28 protein-coding genes and 4 tRNA genes are annotated in these 22,705 nt (G+C 56.4%); 20 read left to right on the plus strand and 12 right to left on the minus strand.

Annotation, left to right across the window (positions count from 1 at the left end):
- Positions 1 to 156 precede the first annotated feature (156 nt).
- From AABM55_RS10860 to AABM55_RS10870, 3 genes are all read left to right on the plus strand, one after another.
- A tRNA-Val gene (locus AABM55_RS10860) sits at positions 157 to 232 on the plus strand.
- 56 nt (positions 233 to 288) lie between these two features.
- Positions 289 to 365, plus strand: a tRNA-Asp gene (locus tag AABM55_RS10865).
- Between the two features lie 95 nt (positions 366 to 460).
- Positions 461 to 537 (plus strand) — tRNA-Asp (locus tag AABM55_RS10870).
- Positions 538 to 776: 239 nt separating this feature from the next.
- Here AABM55_RS10870 and AABM55_RS10875 read toward each other — a convergent pair.
- The gene (locus tag AABM55_RS10875) at positions 777 to 2,060 is read right to left on the minus strand and encodes an FAD-binding oxidoreductase (protein WP_347929544.1); all 1,284 of its coding nucleotides are present in this window, start codon (positions 2,058 to 2,060) and stop codon (positions 777 to 779) included.
- 184 nt (positions 2,061 to 2,244) lie between these two features.
- Here AABM55_RS10875 and AABM55_RS10880 point away from each other — a divergent pair.
- Positions 2,245 to 2,321: transfer RNA gene (locus AABM55_RS10880), tRNA-Val, on the plus strand.
- 302 nt (positions 2,322 to 2,623) lie between these two features.
- On the plus strand, positions 2,624 to 3,040 hold the full coding sequence (locus AABM55_RS10885; RefSeq protein ID WP_347929545.1) for a hypothetical protein: 417 nt from the start codon (positions 2,624 to 2,626) through the stop codon (positions 3,038 to 3,040).
- Between the two features lie 367 nt (positions 3,041 to 3,407).
- Here AABM55_RS10885 and AABM55_RS10890 read toward each other — a convergent pair whose 3' ends face one another.
- Both AABM55_RS10890 and AABM55_RS10895 read right to left on the minus strand, forming a co-directional pair.
- Positions 3,408 to 3,953 carry an NADAR family protein gene (locus tag AABM55_RS10890; RefSeq protein ID WP_054598287.1) on the minus strand — a complete coding sequence of 182 codons (546 nt, stop codon included), beginning with the start codon at positions 3,951 to 3,953 and terminating at the stop codon, positions 3,408 to 3,410.
- 887 nt (positions 3,954 to 4,840) lie between these two features.
- Positions 4,841 to 5,362: an N-acetyltransferase gene (locus tag AABM55_RS10895; RefSeq protein ID WP_347929546.1), complete on the minus strand. Its 522-nt coding sequence runs from the start codon at positions 5,360 to 5,362 to the stop codon at positions 4,841 to 4,843.
- Positions 5,363 to 5,593: 231 nt separating this feature from the next.
- Between AABM55_RS10895 and AABM55_RS10900 the strand changes: the two genes are divergently transcribed.
- A complete protein-coding gene (locus AABM55_RS10900) occupies positions 5,594 to 6,316 on the plus strand; it encodes a metallophosphoesterase (RefSeq protein WP_347929547.1) in 723 nt (240 codons plus the stop codon).
- A gap of 14 nt (positions 6,317 to 6,330) precedes the next feature.
- Here the strand turns inward: AABM55_RS10900 and AABM55_RS10905 are convergent, their stop codons facing one another.
- Positions 6,331 to 6,513 carry a hypothetical protein gene (locus AABM55_RS10905; RefSeq protein WP_054596640.1) on the minus strand — a complete coding sequence of 61 codons (183 nt, stop codon included), beginning with the start codon at positions 6,511 to 6,513 and terminating at the stop codon, positions 6,331 to 6,333.
- Positions 6,514 to 6,675: 162 nt separating this feature from the next.
- On the opposite strand from AABM55_RS10905, the gene AABM55_RS10910 reads away from it, so the two are divergent.
- Together AABM55_RS10910 and AABM55_RS10915 are read left to right on the plus strand one after the other, a co-directional pair.
- Entirely contained in the window at positions 6,676 to 7,224 is a 549-nt protein-coding gene (locus AABM55_RS10910; RefSeq protein ID WP_103319805.1) for an NADPH-dependent FMN reductase, read from the plus strand.
- Positions 7,225 to 7,383: 159 nt separating this feature from the next.
- Positions 7,384 to 7,584 (plus strand): hypothetical protein, encoded by a 201-nt coding sequence (locus AABM55_RS10915; protein ID WP_054596642.1) that lies wholly within the window; start codon positions 7,384 to 7,386, stop codon positions 7,582 to 7,584.
- A 250-nt stretch (positions 7,585 to 7,834) separates the two neighbouring features.
- Here AABM55_RS10915 and AABM55_RS10920 read toward each other — a convergent pair whose 3' ends face one another.
- A complete protein-coding gene (locus AABM55_RS10920; protein WP_347929548.1) occupies positions 7,835 to 8,536 on the minus strand; it encodes an alpha/beta hydrolase in 702 nt (233 codons plus the stop codon).
- Between the two features lie 188 nt (positions 8,537 to 8,724).
- On the opposite strand from AABM55_RS10920, the gene AABM55_RS10925 reads away from it, so the two are divergent.
- Positions 8,725 to 9,180: a DUF2214 family protein gene (locus AABM55_RS10925; RefSeq protein WP_347929549.1), complete on the plus strand. Its 456-nt coding sequence runs from the start codon at positions 8,725 to 8,727 to the stop codon at positions 9,178 to 9,180.
- Between the two features lie 228 nt (positions 9,181 to 9,408).
- Here the strand turns inward: AABM55_RS10925 and csrA are convergent, their stop codons facing one another.
- The gene (gene csrA / locus AABM55_RS10930) at positions 9,409 to 9,603 is read right to left on the minus strand and encodes a carbon storage regulator CsrA (protein WP_007920550.1); all 195 of its coding nucleotides are present in this window, start codon (positions 9,601 to 9,603) and stop codon (positions 9,409 to 9,411) included.
- Between the two features lie 249 nt (positions 9,604 to 9,852).
- Here csrA and AABM55_RS10935 point away from each other — a divergent pair, with 249 nt between their 5' ends.
- Entirely contained in the window at positions 9,853 to 10,218 is a 366-nt protein-coding gene (locus AABM55_RS10935) for an SPOR domain-containing protein (protein WP_347929550.1), read from the plus strand.
- 14 nt (positions 10,219 to 10,232) lie between these two features.
- On the opposite strand, the gene AABM55_RS10940 is transcribed toward AABM55_RS10935, so the two are convergent.
- From AABM55_RS10940 to AABM55_RS10950, 3 genes are all read right to left on the minus strand, one after another.
- Positions 10,233 to 10,925, minus strand: a complete 693-nt coding sequence (locus tag AABM55_RS10940; protein WP_103319775.1) for an endonuclease — start codon at positions 10,923 to 10,925, stop codon at positions 10,233 to 10,235.
- 4 nt (positions 10,926 to 10,929) lie between these two features.
- Positions 10,930 to 11,181: a DUF1654 domain-containing protein gene (locus AABM55_RS10945; RefSeq protein ID WP_311196273.1), complete on the minus strand. Its 252-nt coding sequence runs from the start codon at positions 11,179 to 11,181 to the stop codon at positions 10,930 to 10,932.
- A gap of 226 nt (positions 11,182 to 11,407) precedes the next feature.
- Positions 11,408 to 12,496, minus strand: coding sequence for an asparaginase (locus AABM55_RS10950; protein ID WP_103319779.1), 1,089 nt, complete (start codon positions 12,494 to 12,496; stop codon positions 11,408 to 11,410).
- A gap of 351 nt (positions 12,497 to 12,847) precedes the next feature.
- Between AABM55_RS10950 and AABM55_RS10955 the strand changes: the two genes are divergently transcribed.
- The 8 genes from AABM55_RS10955 to AABM55_RS10990 all read left to right on the plus strand — a co-directional run bounded on the left by AABM55_RS10955 (position 12,848) and on the right by AABM55_RS10990 (position 20,516).
- The gene (locus AABM55_RS10955) at positions 12,848 to 13,303 is read left to right on the plus strand and encodes a hypothetical protein (RefSeq protein WP_347929551.1); all 456 of its coding nucleotides are present in this window, start codon (positions 12,848 to 12,850) and stop codon (positions 13,301 to 13,303) included.
- A 235-nt stretch (positions 13,304 to 13,538) separates the two neighbouring features.
- Positions 13,539 to 14,492, plus strand: coding sequence for a sugar ABC transporter substrate-binding protein (locus AABM55_RS10960; protein WP_054596650.1), 954 nt, complete (start codon positions 13,539 to 13,541; stop codon positions 14,490 to 14,492).
- Positions 14,493 to 14,549: 57 nt separating this feature from the next.
- On the plus strand, positions 14,550 to 16,103 hold the full coding sequence (locus AABM55_RS10965; RefSeq protein WP_347929552.1) for a sugar ABC transporter ATP-binding protein: 1,554 nt from the start codon (positions 14,550 to 14,552) through the stop codon (positions 16,101 to 16,103).
- A complete protein-coding gene (locus AABM55_RS10970) occupies positions 16,100 to 17,077 on the plus strand; it encodes an ABC transporter permease (protein ID WP_054596652.1) in 978 nt (325 codons plus the stop codon). Before AABM55_RS10965 ends, AABM55_RS10970 begins: the two co-directional genes overlap by 4 nt.
- Positions 17,078 to 17,080: 3 nt before the next feature.
- Complete coding sequence (locus tag AABM55_RS10975) at positions 17,081 to 18,100, plus strand: LacI family DNA-binding transcriptional regulator (protein WP_347929553.1); 1,020 nt, start codon at positions 17,081 to 17,083, stop codon at positions 18,098 to 18,100.
- A 23-nt stretch (positions 18,101 to 18,123) separates the two neighbouring features.
- Positions 18,124 to 19,041 (plus strand): ribokinase, encoded by a 918-nt coding sequence (gene rbsK, locus AABM55_RS10980; RefSeq protein ID WP_347929554.1) that lies wholly within the window; start codon positions 18,124 to 18,126, stop codon positions 19,039 to 19,041.
- Complete coding sequence (rbsD, locus tag AABM55_RS10985; protein WP_347929555.1) at positions 19,038 to 19,442, plus strand: D-ribose pyranase; 405 nt, start codon at positions 19,038 to 19,040, stop codon at positions 19,440 to 19,442. Before rbsK ends, rbsD begins: the two co-directional genes overlap by 4 nt.
- A 45-nt stretch (positions 19,443 to 19,487) precedes the next feature.
- Positions 19,488 to 20,516: a nucleoside hydrolase gene (locus AABM55_RS10990; RefSeq protein WP_347929556.1), complete on the plus strand. Its 1,029-nt coding sequence runs from the start codon at positions 19,488 to 19,490 to the stop codon at positions 20,514 to 20,516.
- A 41-nt stretch (positions 20,517 to 20,557) separates the two neighbouring features.
- On the opposite strand, the gene AABM55_RS10995 is transcribed toward AABM55_RS10990, so the two are convergent.
- Entirely contained in the window at positions 20,558 to 20,761 is a 204-nt protein-coding gene (locus AABM55_RS10995; protein WP_054596657.1) for a hypothetical protein, read from the minus strand.
- 128 nt (positions 20,762 to 20,889) lie between these two features.
- On the opposite strand from AABM55_RS10995, the gene AABM55_RS11000 reads away from it, so the two are divergent.
- Both AABM55_RS11000 and AABM55_RS11005 read left to right on the plus strand, forming a co-directional pair.
- Entirely contained in the window at positions 20,890 to 21,195 is a 306-nt protein-coding gene (locus AABM55_RS11000) for a hypothetical protein (protein ID WP_054598288.1), read from the plus strand.
- Positions 21,196 to 21,358: 163 nt separating this feature from the next.
- Positions 21,359 to 21,673, plus strand: coding sequence for an I78 family peptidase inhibitor (locus AABM55_RS11005; RefSeq protein ID WP_347929557.1), 315 nt, complete (start codon positions 21,359 to 21,361; stop codon positions 21,671 to 21,673).
- 72 nt (positions 21,674 to 21,745) lie between these two features.
- On the opposite strand, the gene AABM55_RS11010 is transcribed toward AABM55_RS11005, so the two are convergent.
- On the minus strand, positions 21,746 to 21,958 hold the full coding sequence (locus tag AABM55_RS11010) for a cold-shock protein (protein WP_003179963.1): 213 nt from the start codon (positions 21,956 to 21,958) through the stop codon (positions 21,746 to 21,748).
- A gap of 293 nt (positions 21,959 to 22,251) precedes the next feature.
- On the minus strand, positions 22,252 to 22,551 hold the full coding sequence (locus tag AABM55_RS11015; protein WP_145021239.1) for a hypothetical protein: 300 nt from the start codon (positions 22,549 to 22,551) through the stop codon (positions 22,252 to 22,254).
- Positions 22,552 to 22,705 lie beyond the last annotated feature (154 nt).

The raw sequence follows: 22,705 nt of genomic DNA on the forward strand, positions 1-22,705 counted from the left end.
GGTTCCGGGGCGGGGCTGGAGAAGGCTTGAGGTTGAGGGTGTCGCGGATTGGCGCCCCAGGAGATGACATGATTTTGTCTTTTTCAGAAAAACTTCAAGCAGGCTATTGACTTAGCTTCGGTATCTGCGTAAATTTCGCGGCCTCAGAGAAGCAAAGGGTGATTAGCTCAGCTGGGAGAGCGTCTGCCTTACAAGCAGAATGTCGGCGGTTCGATCCCGTCATCACCCACCACTTCTTGAGAGTCTTGCGAAAGCAGGAAGGAAGCTGTAAAAAGCCTCCACCGACGCGCAGCGGTAGTTCAGTCGGTTAGAATACCGGCCTGTCACGCCGGGGGTCGCGGGTTCGAGTCCCGTCCGCTGCGCCATATTTTCCAGATCGGGTTTTCCCGGTTTGAGATTGAAAAGCTTACAAGCTCTTCAATCCGACAAAGGTTCACACAGACGCAAGTCTGAGCGATACGCAGCGGTAGTTCAGTCGGTTAGAATACCGGCCTGTCACGCCGGGGGTCGCGGGTTCGAGTCCCGTCCGCTGCGCCATATCTGTCTCAAGGCCCACTGAACGCCTTGAAGCACGAAGAGAGCCACTGGCTACTTCGAGTCGATAGCAAAGACCCTGGTCGAAAGACCGGGGTTTTTTGTTTCTGGAATTTTTAATCCGAATGTTGGCTCCCACCGTGCGCAGGAGCCAAGCTTGCTCCGGGCGGCGATCCGACGATAGCGATTTCAACGACGCCATCGCCGGCAAGCCGTGCTCCTACAGGTGTGCTGGCATTCAATCAGAAATCGAACTTGTCTCGCAGGCCGTAATACCAGGCGCCTAGCGCCGCAAACGGTGTGCGCAACAACTGGCCGCCAGGGAAAGGGTAGTGCGGCAGGTCGGCAAAGGCATCAAAGCGCTCTGCCTGGCCGCGCAAGGCTTCGGCCAGGACTTTGCCTGCCAGGTGCGTGTAAGTCACGCCATGGCCGCTACAGCCCTGGGAGTAATAGATGTTGTCGCCCAGGCGTCCGACCTGCGGCAGGCGCGACAAGGTCAGCAGGAAGTTGCCGGTCCAGGCGTAATCAATCTTCACATCCTTGAGCTGCGGGAAGGCCTTGAGCATCTTCGGTCGAATGATCGCTTCGATGTTCGCCGGATCCCGAGCGCCGTATACCACGCCGCCACCGAAGATCAGGCGCTTGTCGCCAGAAAGGCGATAGTAATCGAGCAAGTAGTTACAGTCCTCGACGCAGTAATCCTGTGGCAACAGACTCTTCGCCAGCTCATCGCCCAAGGGTTCGGTGGTGATCACCTGGGTGCCGCACGGCATTGATTTGGCGGCCAGCTCTGGAACCAGATTGCCCAGGTAGGCATTGCCGGCGACGATGATGAACTTGGCCCTGACCTTGCCTTGAGGCGTATGCACCACCGGATTGGCGCCACGCTCGATGCGTACGGCAGGTGACTGTTCGTAAATCGTCCCGCCCAGCGACTCGACGGCAGCGGCTTCACCCAGGGCCAGGTTGAGCGGGTGGATGTGGCCGCCACTCATGTCGAGCATGCCGCCCACGTATTGGTCGCAGGCGACGACCTCGCGAATGCGGCGCTTGTCCAGGAGTTCCAGCTGAGTGTGGCCGTAGCGTTCCCACAGGCGCTTCTGTGACTCCAGATGGCCCATCTGCTTGCTGGTGATGGCTGCAAATACACCGCCGTCTTTCAGGTCGCACTGGATCTGGTATCTGGCCACTCGGTCGCGAATGATCTTGCCGCCTTCGAACGCCATCTGCCCGAGCATTTGCGCTTGCTTGGGGCCGACGCTACGTTCGATCACATCGATATCGCGGCTGTAGCTGTTAACGATCTGGCCACCGTTGCGGCCCGAAGCGCCGAAGCCGACTTTGGCTGCCTCCAGGACCGTCACCCGAAACCCGCTCTCCAGTAGAAACAATGCGCTGGACAGGCCGGTATAGCCCGCACCAATAACGCATATATCGGTTTCTACGTCATCCTGCAGCATTGGGCGCAACGGCGCGGCGTTGGCCGACGCCGCGTAATAGGATTCCGGGTAGGGGGTGTTCGCCATCCTGCAGCCTCTGTTTAATATATTTTACGAGTGCCCCGATCCTACCTGAGTTAAAAATCGACTGCCAGCTACCCGGAATATCTTCTTTGCCGTACCAAAATTAAATATTTTGCATATTCATAGGGTTAGGTGAAAAAAAGGTGTTGACACCCCTACGGAATTCCGTAGAATGCCGCCTCACAGCAGGCACGTAGCTCAGTTGGTTAGAGCACCACCTTGACATGGTGGGGGTCGTTGGTTCGAGTCCAATCGCGCCTACCAAACAAAATCCGCTCTGCTGGGCGGTCTAGAAGGGCTCACCGAAAGGTGGGCCCTTTTTTGTTGCTTCGCGATAGCGTCGATGGGAAACACGGCGGAGAAGTAATAAGGAAATTACGTGCTACGCAAGCTCATCTTGATTTTGGCCATGTCACAACTGAGTGGCTGCGCCTGGCTTGGGGCCGTTACGAACCCTCCGTAGTGCTGACGTCGCGATAAACGACCTTGCCAACTGGATGGTTTGACGCGGGTGGGCGGTTATAGGCCGCAGTTTCGTCCGCATCGACAGCAAAGGAATTTCACCCATGCACCCAACTGTTGAAACGGCACTCACTATCATCTCGAGCGAGCGCGATGAGAGTGAATACTCTGATTCCTTTGAGGCGGTGCGGGCTGTTGTAGTTGCGCTTGGCGAGGAAGATCTTGCGGAGAGGCTTTTCCTCGACATCCCTGGATCAGTTCCTTTTGAGTTGATTGCCGACTTATTCGATCTGCTTGCCTGGCAAACAGATGACAACGGTGCGGCGATTACTCGCTCCGTTGAGAACTGGCTGCTTGATGGGCGCGATATCCGCAAAGTGCGCATTGCACTGAATCTTGAGGTCTATCCGTTTCGGCATGCGAATGAGATGTATCGAGTGCTTTCGGCATTGGGTGAATCAACTCCTGAAGTCGCACATCGTTGTCAGGAGATGATTGCCTCTCGCAAGCAGGTCTCATAGGCTCGAGTATCGCTTCGATTGTTCGGTGCATAGGTGCATAGGTGCAGCGGTGTGCTTCCCTGTTCGTGTCAGCTCGACAGCCGTATGGGGTATCCCGTCGTGGGCAGGCTTTCGTGCCTGTCTGTCGCCGGTCGCCAGTAGTGGCAGCATGATTTTGTTCACCTGACTTTCTCTCGCCCCACAGGTGTGGCCGGGGCTGACCTCCCAGCGAATCCCGAGACTCAAAAAAGCCCGCACATGGCGGGCTTCATATTGCGGCTTGATAGATTCTGGAAGGGTGGAGTAGACCGTGGGTCTTGCTCCGCGCCGTGTGTGCAGCGCAGAGAACGAAAATGCGGAGCACTTCGACACCCCATTAACGGGCAAATCAGGTTTCGTCGCGGACCTGCATAAGCGCGAACCCCAGCAGATTCAGGCCTCGCCACAGGTTGGGGTTGCTCGCGTTTTCGTCGTCCTGGGCGAGCCCAATGCCCCAGATGCTATCAACCGGACTTGCCTCAACTATGATGCGAGAACCGGTCTCCTTGAGGAAAGCGTTCAACTCCGGGTTTTGGGAGAACTTGGCTTGGTTGGCCCGGACGACAATTGCATATCTGTGTTGCAGCCAATCGTGATCGTTGAACCCGCGCACGTTGCGGCCAAGAGCTTTGGCTGCGTTGGGGGTTGGAGCCTGGAGCACTTGAGCACGAATTTCTTGATCGCCGAACAAGGCTGCCTTCTCTGCCATCATGAAATGTTCGGCAGTTGGGTAGCGTTGCCCCTCGACAGTGAATTCGGCGTTGAACCACTGGCTAAAGCACGAAGATGTAATTCCACTTTTACTTCGCTGGTGTCCCCAGAAAAAGGCATATTTCAGCTCCTCTCCAGAATTGAAGCGGGAGCGGAGATCTTCTAGATACTTAGAATCGTGCAATGAGGCTTCCTCAGCAATTAGCATTTGACGTGAGAGGTTTACCACGATGCATCAAGGTAAATCTCGATTGAAGGGTTTACTTACGCTTGGCTGGGTATGACTCACCCACATAGGTAACAAAACGGTTCAAGCACATAGGTAACAGTTTTTAACTGGCACTGGTCGATTCCGAGGATCTGACCATGCTTGGGCTCGGTGTGGGCATGTATTTGAAGTGGCGCGTTAAGTCGCGACACGTTTCGCGAATAGGCAGAGTGTGTGGCGAGCTGTGCTAATCACCAAGACTTACGACCTTGTCACAGTGGGAGCGCTGAATGAATTTTTCCGTGAAGATTTCATGTGGCAATAACGCACGACTAATTAGCAATCCATCCCCTGGTCTGTAGAAGTGATGCATCGATTTATTACACTCCGGACACCGCACAAAAAACGCGGCAAGGTAGAAGAGGCAGATATTCGCGACTGCAATCGCTGCATAAGTTTCGAAATAGCCTACTGCCGAGCGGTCAATCAGTGGCCAAATCAAAAATACCGCACCGCTCCAGATTGTAATGTTGAGGAGCATTGTCAGTGTGATGGCTAAATAACGGCTTTTGAGACTCTTCAATAGGATCATCCATTGATCGTGGAACTGTTGTTCGGTCGATTGTATCGCAATCACGCAGCGTGAAGCCGGGCTGCCTCAAGGATTCATTGTGGCCCTGCTGCATGGGCAGGCGCACAGCGAGATGATGTGAGCTGCCTGCCAGCCTTTAAATGGTTCAACTTGTAATCCCTGCCAGCCTGCGCGCTGTACGATGCCGCCTGTGTTATCTGCGCCAGTATTTCAAGTACCAGAGTAATGCTATGACAACCAAGCAACCCGACTGGGAGGCGATCGAATGCGCCTATCGGGAAATGTCGCAGCACATCACAACCATTCCGATCTCGGTCTTGTCGGTGCTAAATGGGATCTCACCCAGTACTTCGAAGCCGAAGCCCTCGTAGAAGCGCCTCGCACTGGCGTTGGTTTTTAGTACGTCGAGCCAAATGAAATGCTCTTTACGATCTTTGGCAAGTCGGCGGATGAATTGCAGAAGCTGTTTCCCGTAGCCTTTGCCCGCTTGGGTCTTGAGGAAGTAAATTTTTTGGAGTTCCGCACCGGCCTTGCCGGTAATAGGCATTGGCTTCGACCAGTTAACCTTTGAGAACCCTACCGCTCTGTCGTCTTCATCGAGGGCTATGAGCCAACAGTGATGTGTGGGTGCCCCTATCGATTTTTGAAGCGCCAGGACTGAAAAGTCTTCACTCAAGAAATGCTGCATGCCTGAGGGGCTCCAGATGTCGGAGAAGTGATCCCGATACGTCTCTATGCCGATATCACGAAGTACGTGGATATCTTCAATGGTCGCCTCTCGAATTTTGATCACTGTCTCGCTCCTTGCATTGAGTTGATCTCGACCAATACCTACAACGCGCCGGTATTTCAAGTATTAGGTAACCCATAGACGGGCCACGCCCTCCTGCGCTACACCTTCGGGTCAGCATTTATCATTCGTAAATAGCTGAGCTCGAAGCGTTCAAGGGGTAGCATAAGAGTCGCTGGTGAGGCGAATACACTGGATTGAACAGAGCCTTAAGACGGTACCGGGGGTGGCAGCATGACCCAGGTTCGGCGTTTCACAATCAACACCGCGGGCCGCGACTTTGCCGTGGGTGATATTCACGGCCATTTCACCAGGCTTCAGGCAGCACTTGATGCTGTCGGCTTCAACCCCGCAACCGATCGTCTGTTCAGTGTTGGCGATATGGTCGACCGTGGCCCCGAATCTACCGACGTTGATGTGTGGCTGGCCAAGCCGTGGTTCTTTGCCGTGCAGGGCAATCATGAGCAAATGGCGGTCGATGCCCATCGGCTCAGTCATAACGGTCGGGCCATTTACATACACATGCTCAACGGCGGTGCCTGGCTGTACGGTCTGTCCAGCGCTGAGCAGGCCTTCTATGTCGATCTGCTTGCCGAGCTGCCTATCGCAATTGAAGTAATGACGCCTATGGGATCGGTGGGGATCGTGCATGCCGATTGCCCGTTCGATGATTGGGCGCAAATGCTTGGAGCCCTTGAGCGGGAGCAAGACTCGATGCAGCGTAGTGTTCAAACTATCTGCCAGTGGTCGCGTTCTCGCATTACCAGCGAAAACTCTACTGGCGTCAGTGGCATCAGGGCCGTGATCGTCGGTCACACGGTGGTCCTTCAGCCTGCGGTGCTGGGCAATGTCTATCACATCGATACTGGCGGCTGGATGGGCGGCCATTTCACGCTGATTGATCTGGCTACTCTCGAGTGTATGCCGACGGTCAATCCAGAAATGCACGGCTGGTAAGTGGGTTACAAAGCTCAGGAGGCTGTGTACTCGAGATACAGTCTTTCGAGAGCCTCTTGGTACTTGTCTCCTGTTAAGGACTTTTTCAGGGCTTCCACGACTTCGAGTGCTGAAGCTGCAGCCAGGGCTTCATTATCTCCCCGGCTTGCAGCGCGCAGTCGTGCTGCTGCAATGATCGCGTCTTCAGTCGTTTGCATGGTGTTGCCCTCGAAGGACTCAGTCTCACTGATGCCGGCAATCCACCATTAATTCTACCCCCGGGATCTGCCATGACAATCAGGCCGACTGACCGCGAGGCAATCGAGCGCGCCTGCGTATGCGACAATTCATCCGTCCACCAAGTCATGGAGCGTATACACATGGTGCAACTGCTTGCGATCTCAGGAAGCCTTCGCGCAGCCTCTTCAAACTCCGCGCTACTGCGTGCTGCCGAGAGGCTCAGCCCTGAAGGGATGTTGATCAGGCACTACCTGGAGGTGGGTCAATTACCTCACTTCGATCCGGATCAGGCTGACGATCCGCCGCAGATCGTCGCAGAGTTGCGTGGGATTATTGCCGAGGCGGACGGCATTCTGATTTCGTGCCCTGAGTACGCTCGTGGAATTCCGGGGTCATTCAAGAATGCACTGGATTGGCTCGTGGCCAGTCAGGACTTTCCCGGCAAGCCGGTAGCACTTTTCAATGCATCTCCACGAGCAAGTCACGCCCAGGCGGCACTCAAGTTAGTGCTGGAAACGATGTCCGCGATTATTGTCGAGCCCGCCTCGATAACAGTCGACTTGCTGGCTAAAGGAATGGATGAGGCAGACATCGCAGCGAGCCCGCAGATCAGTCAGCAAATCGTTTCGGCCTTGGGCGTATTCAAAAATCAAATTGAGGGTGGTCGTTCTGGCACTGTTCCTGTCTGAGTCCGAATGTTTTTGGCCGATTGCCGATACTCGGAATGACAGCCTGTCGGGATCGACCTACGGTTGTTGGGGCGGCGCGCACCAACTGCCAACTCAAGTGCGGCATGTGCGTGGTTCGGGCGTAAAATAGCTGGGCTACCTCATCAAAAGGAGCCGCATATGAACTCCGACCAAATGAACAGACGTACGGCTGGAGAAAGAGTCGTTTGGGATCAGTATTTTTGTGCTGCGCTGATAGCCGAAAGCAATCTCACGGCGCCGACGATAGGGGGCTCGAAGTCGAGTCACGATGAGTGGCAGAGTCTATTGGTCGACAGGGCCAGGATTCTTGCTGACAAGATGATGGAACACCGGCAATAAACCGAGCCCAGCCATCGTGCTGGGCTCTTCACATGCGTCGGTAACGACCATCGCGCAGGCGAAAAAAAACCCGCAGGTGGGCGGGCTTTTGATCGATAGGGGCGTTGATCCTTCAACTGCCACAAGTGTGCTCTGCGGCTCATGCCCAATCAACTGAATGGCGACGAAACGCAGAAATAAAAAATGCAGTATCGAGGCGTTGGTCGCGAGTATAGGCAATGCGCGTCGAGTTTCTGTCAGGGCCGAAGTCTCACAGGCTGCTCACGAACGCTTTGATGCTTTTTGTGGCGTTATGAGGCGCTGCCTGAAGTGCGCAATGTGGAGCGTCCAGCTTGGTTATCCGTATATCCGGTTTGAGCTGCGAGATCAGCGCAGAGGCTGTCGCAAGTACCAGTCGATCATGAGTTGCGCGCAAGTAAAGGGTTGGAACGCTGACACACGCGAGCTCTTTTGCCACGTCGACAGTCAGAACGGCGCGTAACCGCGCACGCATCACCGAAGGTGTGACCAGCGATATTGCCCGATGCAATGAGCGGCGCAGCGCAGGGGTGGAAAAATGCCCCAGTAATAGTGTGCTGATCAGTCCGATAGGTACAGGGTGCAGTGGCAGGATATTCAGCAGAAAACTCAAGCCACGTAGTCGCGGTCGCGGGTTGCGTACAAACGTGCTGCACAATACGAGCCCTTTGAGTTGAGGGGGTTGCAGCGCTGCCAGTGAAATGGCAATCGGCCCCGAGAACGATTCGCCAAGCAAGACAAAAGGGCTGTCGGTTGGCAATGCCTTGAGCACTATTGACTGCAGTTCGGCATAACTCAAGGACCGGTCGTTGGGATAACTCACGACGAGCGTGTTGAATTGCCCTTCCAGTGCCGAGAGTAAAGGTTCGAACAGTTCGCCTGTGCCATCCATCCCCGGGAGGAGAACCAGTGTGGGTGTTTCTGATGAATTCATCCCTGATGAGCTCATGCTCCGTTATCCCTGGATTGAGTGTGTGCATTCTCGCCGATATTAACGTGTTCCCGGTTTAAAAATTGCTGGTTTTCCTTGAGGGGCTCCGAGGCGCTTGTGAGCGAAGCGAGGCGTTTTGGACTACTACTGACAGGCCGATTATTTTTCGTCTTGAATGGGGGGGCAATTCGATGCTGGTTCACTGGTTTCTCGCCGCGGTCCATCTCTTGGCCTATGCCCTGGCGCTCTGGGGTGTTCTGACGCGTGGCATGGCTTTTCGTCGAGTGGACGCAGAGGGTGCGGGGGCTCGCAGTGTTTTGCTGGCAGATAACTTTTGGGGAGTCTGCGCATTGATTCTTCTGGTTACCGGTGGGATCCGTGCCTTTGGCGGGTACGAAAAGGGGGCGGACTATTACCTGCATCAACCGCTGTTCCATCTGAAAATGACTTTATTCGCCATCATCCTGCTGCTTGAAACTGCACCGATGGTGGCCTTGATCAAGTGGCGGATTGCTTTGCGTCGAGGTTCGCTGATTGATGTCGGGCGGGTCCGTCTCTTTGCGCGGATCAGTCATATCGAGGCACTGTTGATTATCCTGATGGTCGTGGCCGCGACAGGCATGGCGCGAGGTGTGACGTTTGGATAGTCGGCTAACGTTGCGCTATGGCTCGGTGCGTCCAGGCCGGCTGTGATGTTTTCACCAGGCTAAATCCGAATCGTCCGACAGTAAGGGACATGGCGATGTCGTTAGTATCAGCATCGCCGGCGGGGTGTCGGTGCTGTGTCGTTGTCATGGGGGGAGGGAGGGGGCGCGCAGAATCTTTAGCCAGCCGTTGCCGTGAGAGAAAAGGCTGGCTACTGATTGCTGACGGGTTCAGGGGGTTTCGCGCTTGTCCGGCGCAGTAAGGCCCGCCTGAATACGTTGGTAGATTTCTTCGCGATGCACGGCAACGTCTTTCGGGGCATTGATGCCGATTCTGACCTGCTGGCCGCTAACGCCCAGAATGGTGATGGTAATGTCATCACCGATGTTTATGCTTTCACCGACTTTGCGGGTGAGTATCAGCATGATCTTCTCCTTGATAGCTTTGTAGGGCACCTGACTCAGACAATGCAGATGTCGGTAGTACCTATAGATTAGTGCGAAGTGTCACGGTTTGGGTGCCTCTTTCTGACGTGCAGACGCTGCATTAATTCCCAAGGTGCGACTATACAGAGGCGAGAAACATCATTCTCGTTGTTTTGAGGCCTGTTTACTGGGTCGCGAAGCATTTTCGGGTGATAAAATCCCGGCTTTTGGCATTCAGAGGGGAAGGTTGTGCGCAAAATGGCGTTGGTGGTCGCGGTATTGGTATTGGCCGGATGTGGTCAGGAAAAGGCCGGGGAGTCGAAAAAAGCTCAGGCACCGGTTGTTTCTGTGCCCGCTGTGGCGGCTGCCCCGCAATGGGATGTTCTGGTTCAGGGCGAGACCGTGCAGGCGATCAGCGATCTCACTGGCTGGCTGATCGAACACAGTTTTGTTTCCTACGTGGTCACGCAAGACGGTAAACAGCGCGTGCTGGTCGGGCCGTTCAACTCGAAAGCCGAAGCCGAGGCAAGGCAGGTCGAGCTGACCGCGGCACTGGCCAAGGCGAAGAAGATGAATATCGAATCAATGGTCATTGAGCACAGCACGGCTCAGTAATTGACGCCACCTGATTAACCGCAAGCCTTCATGTTGACGGGGCCGACGAACTCATTGCCGCGCCCCATCACGCACGCGACGCGCTGATTGCGTTGGCGCTCCCAGCTTTGTGCCGGGTAAGTCTTGTTCCAGGCTTCGTAGAGTTGCCGATCCTGTTTGGACAGTCGCAAACCGTATTGCTTGCTCATGTAGAAATAAGTGCGAGCGATCATCCCGCGAATGGACGGGCGGGGCATGACCTTCTTGGCCTTGAAGTCGACCTGGGTCAGGCACGAACCGTATTGCCCTGATTGCACGGGGAGCCAGCCGAAGCTGAAATTGCTGCGGTCCCCGTTCACCTCGCCGATGCTTGGCACCAGGTTGTGCAAGTCGGCCTCGGCACGTTGATAGGTCGGGTCGTGACGTGTGCAGTTCTGGCGACCACCCTGTTGCCAGCACTGGCGTTGGTGACCGATTTGCCATGCCGGAACAATGTGCTCCCATTCGATGCGTGCAGCGCGCTTGGCGTTTTTACGTGGCACGTACCCGCAGGCTTTGAGGTCGACCCGATTGCCCGTGTATTTGCAGCCACAATAGAACTCGGTTGACTGTGGGGCGTAGAGTGTCCAAGCGACCTTTTTCGCTTCGTTGAAAGTGCGTGGCGCATCCGCCTGAGCGCTGATGACAACGAAGAGCAACAACAGCAAAGCAAAACAGCGAGCAATCATTGACTCAATCTTCCTTCGGCACAACCCAGAAAATCTGCACGCCGCCATCGTCGCGATAAGCGAGGGTGACGTTGTCGTTCTCGGCGATTTCCTCGAGCAAGCGTTCCCATTCATCTACCGGCTCGTCGGGGAGGCGGAAGATCAAGGCGGCCTTGGCTTTTTGGGCGGTCGGGGAGTTGATGATTTTCTGAACGCGCAAACCGAGTCGTTCGTAAGAGCCTGGAGGGTTAGTCGCTGCTGAAGAGGTCGTGGCCACGGGGTAATCCTTATTAAGCTGTACGTGCATACAGTATTTAACTGTAGGCGATTTCGCAACTGCTTAAAGTTCAAGAAATTCCTCTGACAGCGAATTTTTCCGTTTGCTGTAAACCGATTGGTGATTATTCAGAAGTAATGGCAGGGAAGGCGGGAGGGTAGATCACTCGCCCGAGTGGGCGAGTGGGGGGGCAAGCGTCCGACCGGATCCGGCCGGACGCAATGAATCAGTACTCCCAGAACATCCGTTGCAGCTCTTTACTGTCCGACGTCTTGGTCAGTGCAACCATCGTCAGGATGCGGGCTTTTTGCGGGTTCAGGTCATGCGCAACGACCCAGTCATACTTGTCGTCTGGCTGTTCGGCGTTACGCAGGACAAAGCCGCCAGCATTGACGTGGGAAGAACGAATGATCTGCACGCCATCCTTGCGCAGTTCCTGCAAGGTTGGAACCAGGCGCGAAGATACCGAGCCATTGCCGGTGCCGGCATGGATGATGGCTTTGGCGCCAGACTGGGCCAGGGCCTTGTAAGCAGTGCCGTCGACATTGCCATAGGAATAGGCGATTTCGACGTCAGGCAGGCTCTTGATGTTTTTGATGTCGAATTCCGAATCCATGGTGTGGCGCTTGGCTGGCAAGCGGAACCAATAGGATTTGCCTTCGATCACCATGCCCAATGGGCCCCATGGGCTTTTGAACGCTTCGGTCTTGAGATTGACCATTTTGCTGACATCACGACCCGACTGAATTTCGTCGTTCATGGTGACCAGCACGCCTTTGCCGCGAGCATCTTTGCTACCCGCTACGGCGACGGCGTTGTACAGGTTGAGCATGCCGTCAGCCGACATCGCGGTGCCTGGGCGCATCGAGCCGACAACGATGATTGGCTTGTCGGTTTTTTCCACCAGGTTCAGGAAGTAGGCGGTCTCTTCCAGGGTGTCGGTGCCGTGAGTAATAACGATGCCATCGACGTCTTTGCTGTCGGCCAGTTCGGCCACGCGACGGCCCAGTTGCAGCAGGTTTTCGTTGGTGATGCTCTCGGAGGCGATTTGCATCACTTGCTCGCCGCGAACATTGGCCAATTGGCTTAGTTCAGGGATGCCGGCGATCAACTGTTCGATCCCGACTTTTGCGGCCTGGTACGTAGCACTATTGGCCGAGCTGGCACCAGCACCGGCAATCGTGCCGCCTGTAGCCAGGACGACCACGTTTGCCAGTTTCTGTCGGGTTTCGACTTCTTTTGCTTGCAGTGCAGTCGGGAGGAGCAGCAGGAGGGCCAAAGCGCCCGGAATAAAGGTGTTGAAGGCAGATTTCATTGTTTTCTCTCTAATAGTGATGACGGTGCTGATGCAGGTTCATCTAGAAACACCCCAAGCAGATCTGTATGCCGGGGATACCCAGTAAGAGCAGGATCTGTACCAGTCATATCTTTGATTTAAAAATCTTTTAACCTTTTGATTTATATAGATTTATATCTTCTGTACGGTGGCGCTCGAGGCGATAGTCGTCCGGGTTTCCGAATATGTGCGATGGAAGCGTTCGGCTGTCCGAAATCTCCTACAGCGTAAATCTAGGATTTCCCACATTTTTGAATGGGAATTAGTGCTAAAGAAAACCGCTCAGAGGTCGATGATCCTTTCAGGATCATTTTTTGTGCAGGAGCTCATATGTCCATTTCAGTAGGTTTTCCAAACGCAGGCGGCATCACGATTGGCGGCAAATCGCTCGCTACGGTCAACGCATTGAGCGATGCGACGGCAGACGCCGCGACGCAACAGGCGGGTGGCAAGGAAGGTGACAGCAAGCAAGTCAGGACAGGTCCGGTAGGGCAAAGCCCCGAAGCAGAGACCAAAGCGGATGACGGTGGTAACCAAAGCATCACGGTGAAGATGCTGCTCAAGCGCATGAAGGAACTGCAAGAGCAATTGCGCCAGCAACAACAGCAACTGGCTGCGGCCCAGGCCGCGTCATATCCGACGCCGGAAGCCAAGACCACCGCGGTCATGGCGATTCAGGGGCAGATCGCTCAAACCAACGGTGCGCTGATGGAGGTGACCAGCAGCCTGGTCAAGGAGCTGGCCAAGGGTTCCAATAGCGGATCGGTGGTCAACACCACGGCATAATCGGCATTGCCGTTTTTTCGCCAGACAGACCACAAAACGGTTTTTTCTGACCGTTGACAAATGTCGACAGGGTTCGCATAGTTCGGTCTACGCAAACGTTTGCGCAGTCCTGTCGACGGTTTGGTTCCGTGGGCGCGGCGATCCTCGTTCCCGCGTATCAGAGCGCTGGTGAACGGATTTGAAGCGTATGCAGTGCAAGCGTTGCTCACAATAATCATAAGATCGGAGTGAACTCATGAAGCTGCCATTCGCTGGACGTCTTCTCGCTGTCGCTATGCTGGCTGCCGCATCCGCCGCTTTGCCCCTCTCTTCGGCCTTCGCCGACACTGAAAAACCGAAAGTCGCGCTGGTCATGAAATCCCTGGCCAACGAATTCTTCCTGACCATGGAGGATGGCGCCAAGGCTTACCAGAAAGAACATTCTGCCGATTTCGACCTGATCTCCAATGGCATCAAGGACGAAACGGACACCGCTGGTCAGACGCGCATCGTCGAGCAAATGATTCTGGCCAAGGTCAATGCGCTGGTGATTGCGCCAGCCGACTCCAAAGCGATGGTTCCGGTGATCAAGAAGGCCATCGATGCCGGTATCACCGTGATCAACATCGACAACCAACTGGACCCGGCCGTCGTCAAAAGCAAGAACATGACCGTACCGTTCGTAGGCCCGGATAACCGCAAAGGCGCGCGTCTGGTCGGCGAGTATCTGGCCAAACAGCTGAAGGCCGGTGACGAAGTCGGCATCATCGAAGGTGTTTCCACCACCACCAACGCCCAGGCTCGCACCGCTGGCTTCAAGGACGCAATGGAAGCGGCGCAGATCAAGGTCGTCTCGTTGCAGTCCGGTGATTGGGAAATCGATAAAGGCAACAAGGTTGCCGCCTCGATACTCAGCGAGTACCCGCAAACCAAGGCTCTGCTGGCGGGTAACGACAGCATGGCGGTCGGTGCTGTTTCGGCGGTGCGCGCAGCAGGCAAGGCGGGCAAGGTGCAAGTGGTCGGTTACGACAACATCAATGCCATCAAGCCAATGCTCAAGGATGGCCGCGTATTGGCGACTGCCGATCAGTTTGCAGCCAAACAGGCGGTGTTCGGCATCGAGACTGCCCTGAAAATGCTCAAGGGCGAAAAGGTCGACAGCGGCACCAACGGCGTAATCGAAACTCCGGTTGAGCTGGTTACCAAGTAGTCATTCTGGCGACACAACGGCGCTCGCTCGCAAGGGCGAGCGCATGGAGAGTTTTTTATGTCAGTTTGTGCTCCGAACGCGGTCCTTTCGGTCAGCGGTATCGGCAAGACGTATGCGCAACCGGTATTGACCGGCATTGACCTGACGCTGATGCGTGGTGAAGTGCTGGCGTTGACCGGCGAGAACGGTGCCGGCAAAAGCACGCTCTCGAAAATCATTGGCGGGCTGGTCACTCCGACCACTGGCCAAATGCAGTTCCAGGGGCGCGATTACCGTCCTGGCAGCCGAACCCAGGCTGAAGAGCTGGGCATTCGCATGGTCATGCAGGAGCTCAATCTGCTGCCGACCCTGTCTGTCGCAGAGAACCTGTTTCTCGACAACTTGCCGAGCAATGGTGGATGGATCAGTCGCAAGCAACTGCGCAAAGCGGCAATCGCCGCGATGGCTCAGGTCGGGCTCGATGCGATCGATCCGGACACGCTGGTCGGTGAGCTGGGGATCGGTCATCAGCAAATGGTCGAGATCGCGCGCAACCTGATCGGCGACTGCCATGTCCTGATTCTCGATGAGCCGACAGCGATGTTGACGGCTCGCGAAGTCGAGATGCTCTTTGAGCAAATCACCCGCCTGCAAGCTCGTGGCGTGGCGATCATTTATATTTCCCATCGGCTGGAAGAGCTGGCGCGGGTTGCTCAGCGCATCGCGGTATTGCGTGACGGCAATCTGATCTGCGTCGAGCCGATGGCCAATTACAACAGCGAGCAACTGGTCAATCTGATGGTCGGCCGCGAATTGGGCGAGCACATCGATCTCGGTCCGCGGCAGATCGGCGCGCCGGCCTTGACCGTCAAAGGGTTGAGCCGTTCGGACAAGGTTCGTGATGTGTCTTTCGAGGTGCGCAGCGGCGAGATTTTCGGAATTTCCGGTTTGATCGGGGCGGGGCGCACGGAGCTGCTGCGGCTGATCTTCGGTGCCGATGCGGCAGACAGTGGCACGGTCGCACTTGGCTCGCCGGCGAAAGTGGTGAGCATTCGTTCGCCCGCCGATGCGGTCGGTCACGGCATTGCCCTGATTACCGAAGATCGCAAAGGCGAGGGGCTGCTGTTGACTCAGTCGATCAGCGCCAACATCGCCCTGGGCAATATGCCGGTGATCTCCAGTGGCGGCATTGTAAATGCGCGTGACGAGATGGCGCTGGCGCAGCGTCAGATCGACGCAATGCACATTCGCAGCTCCGGTCCTGCGCAGCTGGTTTGCGAGTTGTCGGGCGGCAATCAGCAGAAGGTGGTGATTGGCCGCTGGCTTGAGCGTGAGTGTTCGGTGCTGTTGTTCGATGAGCCGACTCGCGGCATCGATGTCGGTGCCAAATTTGATATTTACGCGTTGCTTGGCGAGTTGACGCGTCAGGGCAAGGCGCTGGTGGTGGTGTCCAGTGATCTGCGCGAGCTGATGTTGATCTGCGACCGTATTGGCGTGTTGTCGGCCGGACGCTTGATCGACACCTTCGAACGCGACAGCTGGACTCAGGATGATTTGCTTGCCGCCGCTTTTGCCGGCTACCAAAAACGTGATGCGTTGCTCCATGAAGCGGCGCCTAGGGATCTCCCATGATAACTGCACTGTCTGCTGGCAAACGTAGTAGCAATTTTTACGGCCTCGGTACCTATCTGGGCCTGGCTGGTGCCTTGCTGGCGATGATTGCGTTGTTCTCGGTCTTGAGCAGCCATTTCCTCTCTTATGACACCTTCAGCACGCTGGCCAATCAGATTCCGGACCTGATGGTACTGGCAGTCGGCATGACGTTCGTGTTGATCATCGGCGGCATCGATCTTTCGGTGGGTTCGGTGCTGGCCTTGGCGGGCTCGACTGTCAGCGTGGCGATCCTCGGCTGGGGCTGGAGTGTCTTGCCGGCAGCGCTGCTGGGTATGGCCGCCGCCGCAGTGGCCGGGACCATCACCGGTTCGATCACCGTGGCCTGGCGCATTCCGTCGTTCATTGTTTCGCTGGGTGTGCTGGAGATGGCTCGCGGCGTTGCCTATCAGATGACCGGCTCGCGCACGGCCTATATCGGTGATGCCTTTGCCTGGCTGTCCAATCCGATCACCTTTGGTATTTCACCGTCATTCATTATCGCGTTACTGGTTATCTTCATCGCCCAGGCGGTATTGACCCGTACCGTGTTCGGCCGCTACCTGATCGGAATCGGCACCAACGAGGAAGCTGTGCGTCTGGCGGGTATCAACCCAAAACCCTACAAGATTCTGGTGTTCAGCCTGATGGGGTTGCTGGCGGGTATTGCCGCGCTGTTCCAGATTTCGCGTCTGGAAGCTGCGGACCCGAATGCCGGTTCCGGCCTGGAGCTACAAGTCATCGCTGCCGTGGTGATCGGTGGCACCAGCCTGATGGGCGGTCGCGGCTCGGTGATCAGCACCTTTTTCGGCGTCCTGATCATTTCTGTACTGGCTGCCGGACTGGCGCAAATCGGCGCGACCGAACCGACCAAGCGCATCATTACCGGCGCGGTGATCGTGGTCGCGGTGGTGCTGGACACCTACCGCAGCCAACGTGCAAGTCGACGGAGCTGAATCATGGCGACTATCAAGGATGTAGCAGCGCTCGCGGGGATTTCCTACACCACGGTTTCCCACGTGGTAAACAAGACCCGGCCGGTCAGCGAAGAGGCTCGGCTCAAGGTCGAGGCCGCAATCAAAAGCCTGGATTACGTGCCCAGCGCCGTGGCGCGCTCGCTCAAGGCAAAGACCACCGCGACCATCGGTCTGCTGGTGCCCAACAGCCTCAACCCGTACTTCGCGGAGTTGGCCCGTGGTATCGAGGATTACTGCGAGCGTAACGGCTATTGCGTGATCCTCTGCAACTCCGACGACAACCCGGACAAGCAGCGCAGTTACCTGCGTGTGCTGCTGGAAAAACGCATCGACGGGCTGATTGTCGCGTCCGCCGGTGGCGATAGCGGGTTGGCGCAAGGGCTGGCGGGCGTGCGTACGCCGATGGTGATCGTCGACCGTGGTTTGGAGGGGCTCGATGCGGACATGGTGCGCATCGATCATGAATACGGTGCTTATCTTGCGACCCGGCATTTGCTCGAACTGGGCCACCGCGACATCGCCACTATCGGCGGTCCGGCACATACCAGCGTGGCGCAGATGCGTCTGGCAGGTTACTGCCGGGCCTTGCAGGAGGCAGGCGTCGAAGTGCCGAGAGAGTGGATGCTCGAAAGCGATTTCACCAGCACCGGCGGTTACAACGCGGCGGCCATCTTGCTGGAACAGAACCCGCCCAGCGCAATTTTTGCCGGCAACGACATGATCGGTATCGGCGTACTGCGGGCCGCCGCCGAGCGCAATATCCGGGTGCCAAGCGAGCTGTCGGTCATCGGTTTCGACGATATTCAGATGAGCCGTTATGTCTATCCGGCGCTGACCACTGTCGGCCAGTCGATCCTGGAGCTCGGAGAAATGGCTGCGGAGGTACTGTTGCGACGGATCGCGACACCTGAACTGGCGACCGATCAGCGGATCGTGAAGCCCAGCATTGTCATGCGAGAGTCGACCGCGCCGCTGGCCGGCGTATTCGACCAATACCGCTGAAGCGAATTGATGAGTAGGGATGTATGCCAGCAAAAGTAGTGGTTGTAGGCAGTCTGAACATGGACCTGGTAACCCGCGCCCAGCGGTTGCCGCATGCCGGAGAAACGCTGCATGGTGAGTCGTTTGCCACCGTGTCGGGCGGCAAGGGCGCTAATCAGGCGGTCGCGTCCGCCCGGCTGGGTGCGCAGGTATCGATGATCGGCTGCGTGGGTGACGATGCTTATGGCGAGCAGTTGCGTGCAGCGCTGCTGGCCGAGCAGATCGATTGTCAGGCGCTGACATCGGTCGAAGGTTCCAGCGGCGTGGCGCTGATCGTGGTCGATGACAACAGCCAGAATGCAATTGTCATCGTTGCGGGGGCCAACGGTCAGCTGACACCTGGCATGGTCGCGGGGTTCGATGCGGTGCTCGCGGCGGCCGACGTGATCATCTGTCAGCTGGAAGTGCCGATGCACACGGTTGGTTATGTTCTCAAGCGCGGTCGTGAGCTGGGCAAGACGGTGATCCTCAATCCGGCGCCGGCAACGAGCCCATTGCCGGCCGACTGGTATTCATCTATCGATTACCTGATCCCCAACGAAAGCGAAGCGTCGGCCCTGAGCGGTTTGCCGGTGGACTCACTGGAGAGCGCCGAACTGGCCGCGAGCCGATTGATCGCTGCCGGTGCCGGCAAGGTCATCATCACGTTGGGCTCCCAGGGTTCATTGTTCGCCAACGGACAGAGTGTTGAGCATTTTCCGGCGCCCAAGGTCAAGTCAGTCGACACCACTGCCGCTGGCGATACCTTTGTCGGTGGTTTTGCCGCGGCCCTGGCCTCTGGCAAAAGCGAAGTCGAGGCCATTCGTTTCGGTCAGGTCGCTGCGGCTTTATCGGTGACTCGGGCCGGTGCGCAACCTTCGATTCCTTCCTTGTCAGACGTACAGGCCTTTAAAGCATCATGAAAAAAACACCCTTGCTCAATATCGCGTTGTCACGGCTGATTGCCTCTCTGGGCCATGGCGACATGCTGGTGATCGGCGATGCCGGTCTGCCAGTGCCGCCCGGGGTTGAGTTGATCGACCTGGCATTGACCCAGGGCATTCCGGATTTTGTCAGTACCTTGCGCGTCGTGCTCAGTGAGATGCAGGTGGAAAGCCATGTGCTGGCCGAAGAAATCCTGCTCAAGCAGCCCCCGGCGCTGCAGGCGATCGACGAATTGACGGCCAATGCTGCGATGGGCCAGCGGCGGTTGCTGAGTCATGAAGAGTTCAAGCTCCTTAGCCGACAGGCGCGGGCAATTGTTCGTACGGGTGAATGTCAGCCGTACTGCAACATCGTGCTGGTCGCAGGGGTGACCTTCTAGTCCGTCATATCCCGATTCGATTTATCCACGCACAAGGAGTGCGCTATGTACCGCTATGCTCAACGCCTGCATCACCTGATCCGGAGTCTGCTGCTTTTGTCCTTGCTCACCGCTACAGGCGCCCACGCGGCGGAAAAGATAGACCTGATCATCGACACCGATCCAGGTGCCGACGACGTGGTGGCGCTGCTGTTTGCCCTGGCGTCACCCGAAGAACTGAACATTCGTGCACTGACCACCGTTGCCGGAAATGTGCGCCTGGACAAGACTTCGCGTAATGCGCGGCTGGCCCGCGAGTGGGCAGGGCGCGAAGAGGTGCCGGTCTATGCGGGTGCACCGAAACCGCTGATGCGCACGCCAATCTATGCCGAGAACATTCATGGCAAGGAAGGCCTGTCAGGTGTCACGGTGCACGAGCCGAAGAAAGGTCTGGCCAAAGGCGATGCAGTCAGTTACCTGATCGACACGTTGCGCGCGGCCAAGCCTCACAGCATCACTATCGCAATGCTCGGGCCGCAGACCAACCTGGCGTTGGCGCTGATTCAGGATCCGGAAATCACCCAAGGCATCAAGGAAGTGGTGATCATGGGCGGCGCGCACTTCAACGGCGGTAACATTACGCCGGTGGCCGAGTTCAATCTGTTCGCTGATCCGCATGCAGCTGAAGTGGTCCTCAAGAGCGGCGTCAAGCTGACCTATCTGCCGCTGGACGTCACCCACAAGATTCTGACCAGTGACGCTCGCCTGAAGCAGATTGCCGCGCTGAACAACAACGCCAGCAAACTGGTGGGCGATATTCTCAACGAATACGTCAAAGGCGACATGGAACACTACGGTATTCCAGGTGGCCCGGTGCATGACGCCACGGTGATCGCGTACCTGCTCAAGCCGGAACTGTTTACCGGTCGTACGGTGAATGTGGTGGTCGACAGTCGCGAAGGGCCGACCTTTGGCCAGACCGTCGTTGACTGGTACGACGGCCTGAAAGCCCCGAAGAACGCGTTCTGGGTTGCGAACGGCGATGCCCAGGGCTTCTTTGACTTGCTGACGGCGCGTCTCGCCCGTCTCAAGTAAGCCATACCCCACAGGTGCCAGCCTGTGGGGTTTTACTCCCTTTACGTGTGGGCGGCGCCCATATCGTCGATGGGGTACTTCTCGAATACCTGTTCGATGAACTGTTGAGCGGCTTTCGTGCCCAGGTCCTTGACCAGCAGGTCTATGCCAATGATTGCCAGCTCTTCCGGGGTGCTGGGGCTGTAAGAGCTGTGGCCTTGGGGCCAGCTGACTTTGATGTCGGCGTCGATGGTCACGGTGGTCATGAGTGTCTCGCGAGGTCGGGAAGTCTGTCTGTTGAGTTAACCACCTTGCGCAGCTTTTGGCACTCCGACTTAGGCATGAACGGAGGGCTATGCGACACTTGGGCTTTGTAGATTTCAAGGACAGTGCTGTGCAGATTGATTTGAATACTCCAGACGGCTTGACGCTAGAGGCGGTGCGCCAGCTGCTGGCGTCTGCCAGCGACGATACGCACACCCAGTTGCGGGTCACCAAGTCAGGGATTGCCTACATTTCGTCCGGTGTAGTGGGCGGAACGGATATCGACGGGTTGCTGTTTCGCCTTGAGACGTGGGCCAAGGGCTCCGGGTATGTAGGCATGGTTGCCGCCAGTGATGAGGTCTGGGTCATGCAGATATTCAACGCATTGAAGCAGAACTGGCCGAAGCCACCCTTTGATTACATCGATATCTACTGAGCCTGCTCATATTCAGTCACGATTACGCACTGAACAGCAGGTGATGGCTCAGGCAAACTTGCGTGTTTGACGGCTTTGAGGGCAGGGGATGGTTTTGACCATGAAACCAAATGCCCAAACGTCTGTCGCACGAATGCAGTTCAACTATTGAAAAGGAGGCGTCATGCCTTGGAAGCTCGCGTCATTGGGTACTTTGCTGGCCGCCGTCATGTTGGCGGGTTGCAGCAGTACCTCCGAGTCGGCAAAAAGCCCTGTGGTGGCCGAGGCTGGTAGCGGCCGTTGTGAGGCAAAGGCTGCCGAATTCACCATTGGCCAAAAGGCTTCGCCAGAATTGCTGGAGCAGGCCCGCGCGCGTTCCGGGTCGCAGACTGCACGAGTTCTCAGGCCGAACGACATGATCACTCTGGAATACCGTTCGGATCGTTTGAACCTCAACACCGACGCCAACCTGATCATTACCCGCGTCAACTGCGGCTGATCGCTTCAGGCTTTTGTTGCGGCCATAAAAAACCCCGTCACATGGACGGGGTTTTTTTAGTGCGCCAGGAAATTACTCTGGGCGAACTTGTGCAGCTTGCATACCCTTTTGGCCTTTCTCAGCCACGAAGGAAACGGTTTGGCCTTCTTTCAGGCTTTTGAAACCGTCGCTTTCGATAGCTTTGAAGTGTACGAACAGGTCGTCACCGCCACCTTGAGGAGTGATGAAGCCGAAGCCTTTTTCATCGTTGAACCATTTAACGGTGCCGGTTTGGCGATTAGACATGGTGTATCTCCAAGAAACATATATTTTCAGTAGTGCTGTGCTGCTCAGGCCAACTGGGCACACCGGAGTATCATAGTCGAAATGTTCGATTTGGGAGCCCCCCGGACGTGCTGTTTGCCTTCGCATCGTCTGTTCTTTGTCGCTGTATATGGCTGAAAGCCCCGGTTTAAAAGGCCTGCAGCCAAATACATGTCCTGTAAAAAAAGCTGTAAAAGCTGCGTAATTTGTCTGAAATAGCGGTTTTTCGGCTGTTTTCTACTCGCCAAAGGCGTTGTTTTCAGCCCTGCGGCAGCTTATTTAACGACTCTGCAGGCCGCGATGGCGTCCAGCGCCTTGGTTCGCAGCTCCGCACTCGGCTGTTTCGTCTTGCTCATCAGCTCGCTGATTTCGGCCGTTGTAAACTTCTCGTTCAGCTTGTCCGCGCCACAGGCACAATGCTGTTCGGCAGTCTTCTGGTCGACGCTCTGACTGGCGGCACCAACGCAGTCCTTCATATAGCTTTCGCGAACCCCGGCAGGCCAGGCAGCCTGCGCGCTCAGCGGGAGCAGCATGATCAGTGGGGAGGCAAGGGCGATAAGGCGGATAAGACGCATAGCTGGAACTCCGTGAGGTCGATAATGTGTGGCGATTCTCAGCCTATTTGAGGTGGGCCGTACATCTCAAGTTCACTTTTTGATGCAAAAGCCCTGAATTCGGCGTTGGTCAAACAAGGTCGCGGCGACGACCGTTCATCTGTGCTAGGATCCA

The organism is Pseudomonas helvetica, assembly GCF_039908645.1.
Classification (GTDB): Bacteria; Pseudomonadota; Gammaproteobacteria; order Pseudomonadales; family Pseudomonadaceae; genus Aquipseudomonas; species Aquipseudomonas helvetica.

Bases quoted from the DNA above. Each gene is read 5' to 3' on its own strand.
- AABM55_RS10900 (WP_347929547.1), top strand. From the start codon at position 5,594: ATGACCCAGGTTCGGCGTTTCACAATCAACACCGCGGGCCGCGACTTT.
- AABM55_RS10915 (WP_054596642.1), top strand. From the start codon at position 7,384: ATGAACTCCGACCAAATGAACAGACGTACGGCTGGAGAAAGAGTCGTT.
- AABM55_RS10975 (WP_347929553.1), top strand. From the start codon at position 17,081: ATGGCGACTATCAAGGATGTAGCAGCGCTCGCGGGGATTTCCTACACC.
- AABM55_RS10885 (WP_347929545.1), top strand. From the start codon at position 2,624: ATGCACCCAACTGTTGAAACGGCACTCACTATCATCTCGAGCGAGCGC.
- AABM55_RS11010 (WP_003179963.1), bottom strand. From the start codon at position 21,958: ATGTCTAATCGCCAAACCGGCACCGTTAAATGGTTCAACGATGAAAAA.
- AABM55_RS10950 (WP_103319779.1), bottom strand. From the start codon at position 12,496: ATGAAATCTGCCTTCAACACCTTTATTCCGGGCGCTTTGGCCCTCCTG.
- AABM55_RS10875 (WP_347929544.1), bottom strand. From the start codon at position 2,060: ATGGCGAACACCCCCTACCCGGAATCCTATTACGCGGCGTCGGCCAAC.
- AABM55_RS10970 (WP_054596652.1), top strand. From the start codon at position 16,100: ATGATAACTGCACTGTCTGCTGGCAAACGTAGTAGCAATTTTTACGGC.
- csrA (WP_007920550.1), bottom strand. From the start codon at position 9,603: ATGCTGATACTCACCCGCAAAGTCGGTGAAAGCATAAACATCGGTGAT.
- AABM55_RS10955 (WP_347929551.1), top strand. From the start codon at position 12,848: ATGTCCATTTCAGTAGGTTTTCCAAACGCAGGCGGCATCACGATTGGC.
- AABM55_RS11005 (WP_347929557.1), top strand. From the start codon at position 21,359: ATGCCTTGGAAGCTCGCGTCATTGGGTACTTTGCTGGCCGCCGTCATG.
- AABM55_RS11015 (WP_145021239.1), bottom strand. From the start codon at position 22,551: ATGCGTCTTATCCGCCTTATCGCCCTTGCCTCCCCACTGATCATGCTG.
- AABM55_RS10940 (WP_103319775.1), bottom strand. From the start codon at position 10,925: ATGATTGCTCGCTGTTTTGCTTTGCTGTTGTTGCTCTTCGTTGTCATC.
- AABM55_RS10990 (WP_347929556.1), top strand. From the start codon at position 19,488: ATGTACCGCTATGCTCAACGCCTGCATCACCTGATCCGGAGTCTGCTG.
- AABM55_RS10925 (WP_347929549.1), top strand. From the start codon at position 8,725: ATGCTGGTTCACTGGTTTCTCGCCGCGGTCCATCTCTTGGCCTATGCC.
- rbsD (WP_347929555.1), top strand. From the start codon at position 19,038: ATGAAAAAAACACCCTTGCTCAATATCGCGTTGTCACGGCTGATTGCC.
- AABM55_RS10910 (WP_103319805.1), top strand. From the start codon at position 6,676: ATGGTGCAACTGCTTGCGATCTCAGGAAGCCTTCGCGCAGCCTCTTCA.
- rbsK (WP_347929554.1), top strand. From the start codon at position 18,124: ATGCCAGCAAAAGTAGTGGTTGTAGGCAGTCTGAACATGGACCTGGTA.
- AABM55_RS10960 (WP_054596650.1), top strand. From the start codon at position 13,539: ATGAAGCTGCCATTCGCTGGACGTCTTCTCGCTGTCGCTATGCTGGCT.
- AABM55_RS10920 (WP_347929548.1), bottom strand. From the start codon at position 8,536: ATGAATTCATCAGAAACACCCACACTGGTTCTCCTCCCGGGGATGGAT.
- AABM55_RS10965 (WP_347929552.1), top strand. From the start codon at position 14,550: ATGTCAGTTTGTGCTCCGAACGCGGTCCTTTCGGTCAGCGGTATCGGC.
- AABM55_RS10905 (WP_054596640.1), bottom strand. From the start codon at position 6,513: ATGCAAACGACTGAAGACGCGATCATTGCAGCAGCACGACTGCGCGCT.
- AABM55_RS10995 (WP_054596657.1), bottom strand. From the start codon at position 20,761: ATGACCACCGTGACCATCGACGCCGACATCAAAGTCAGCTGGCCCCAA.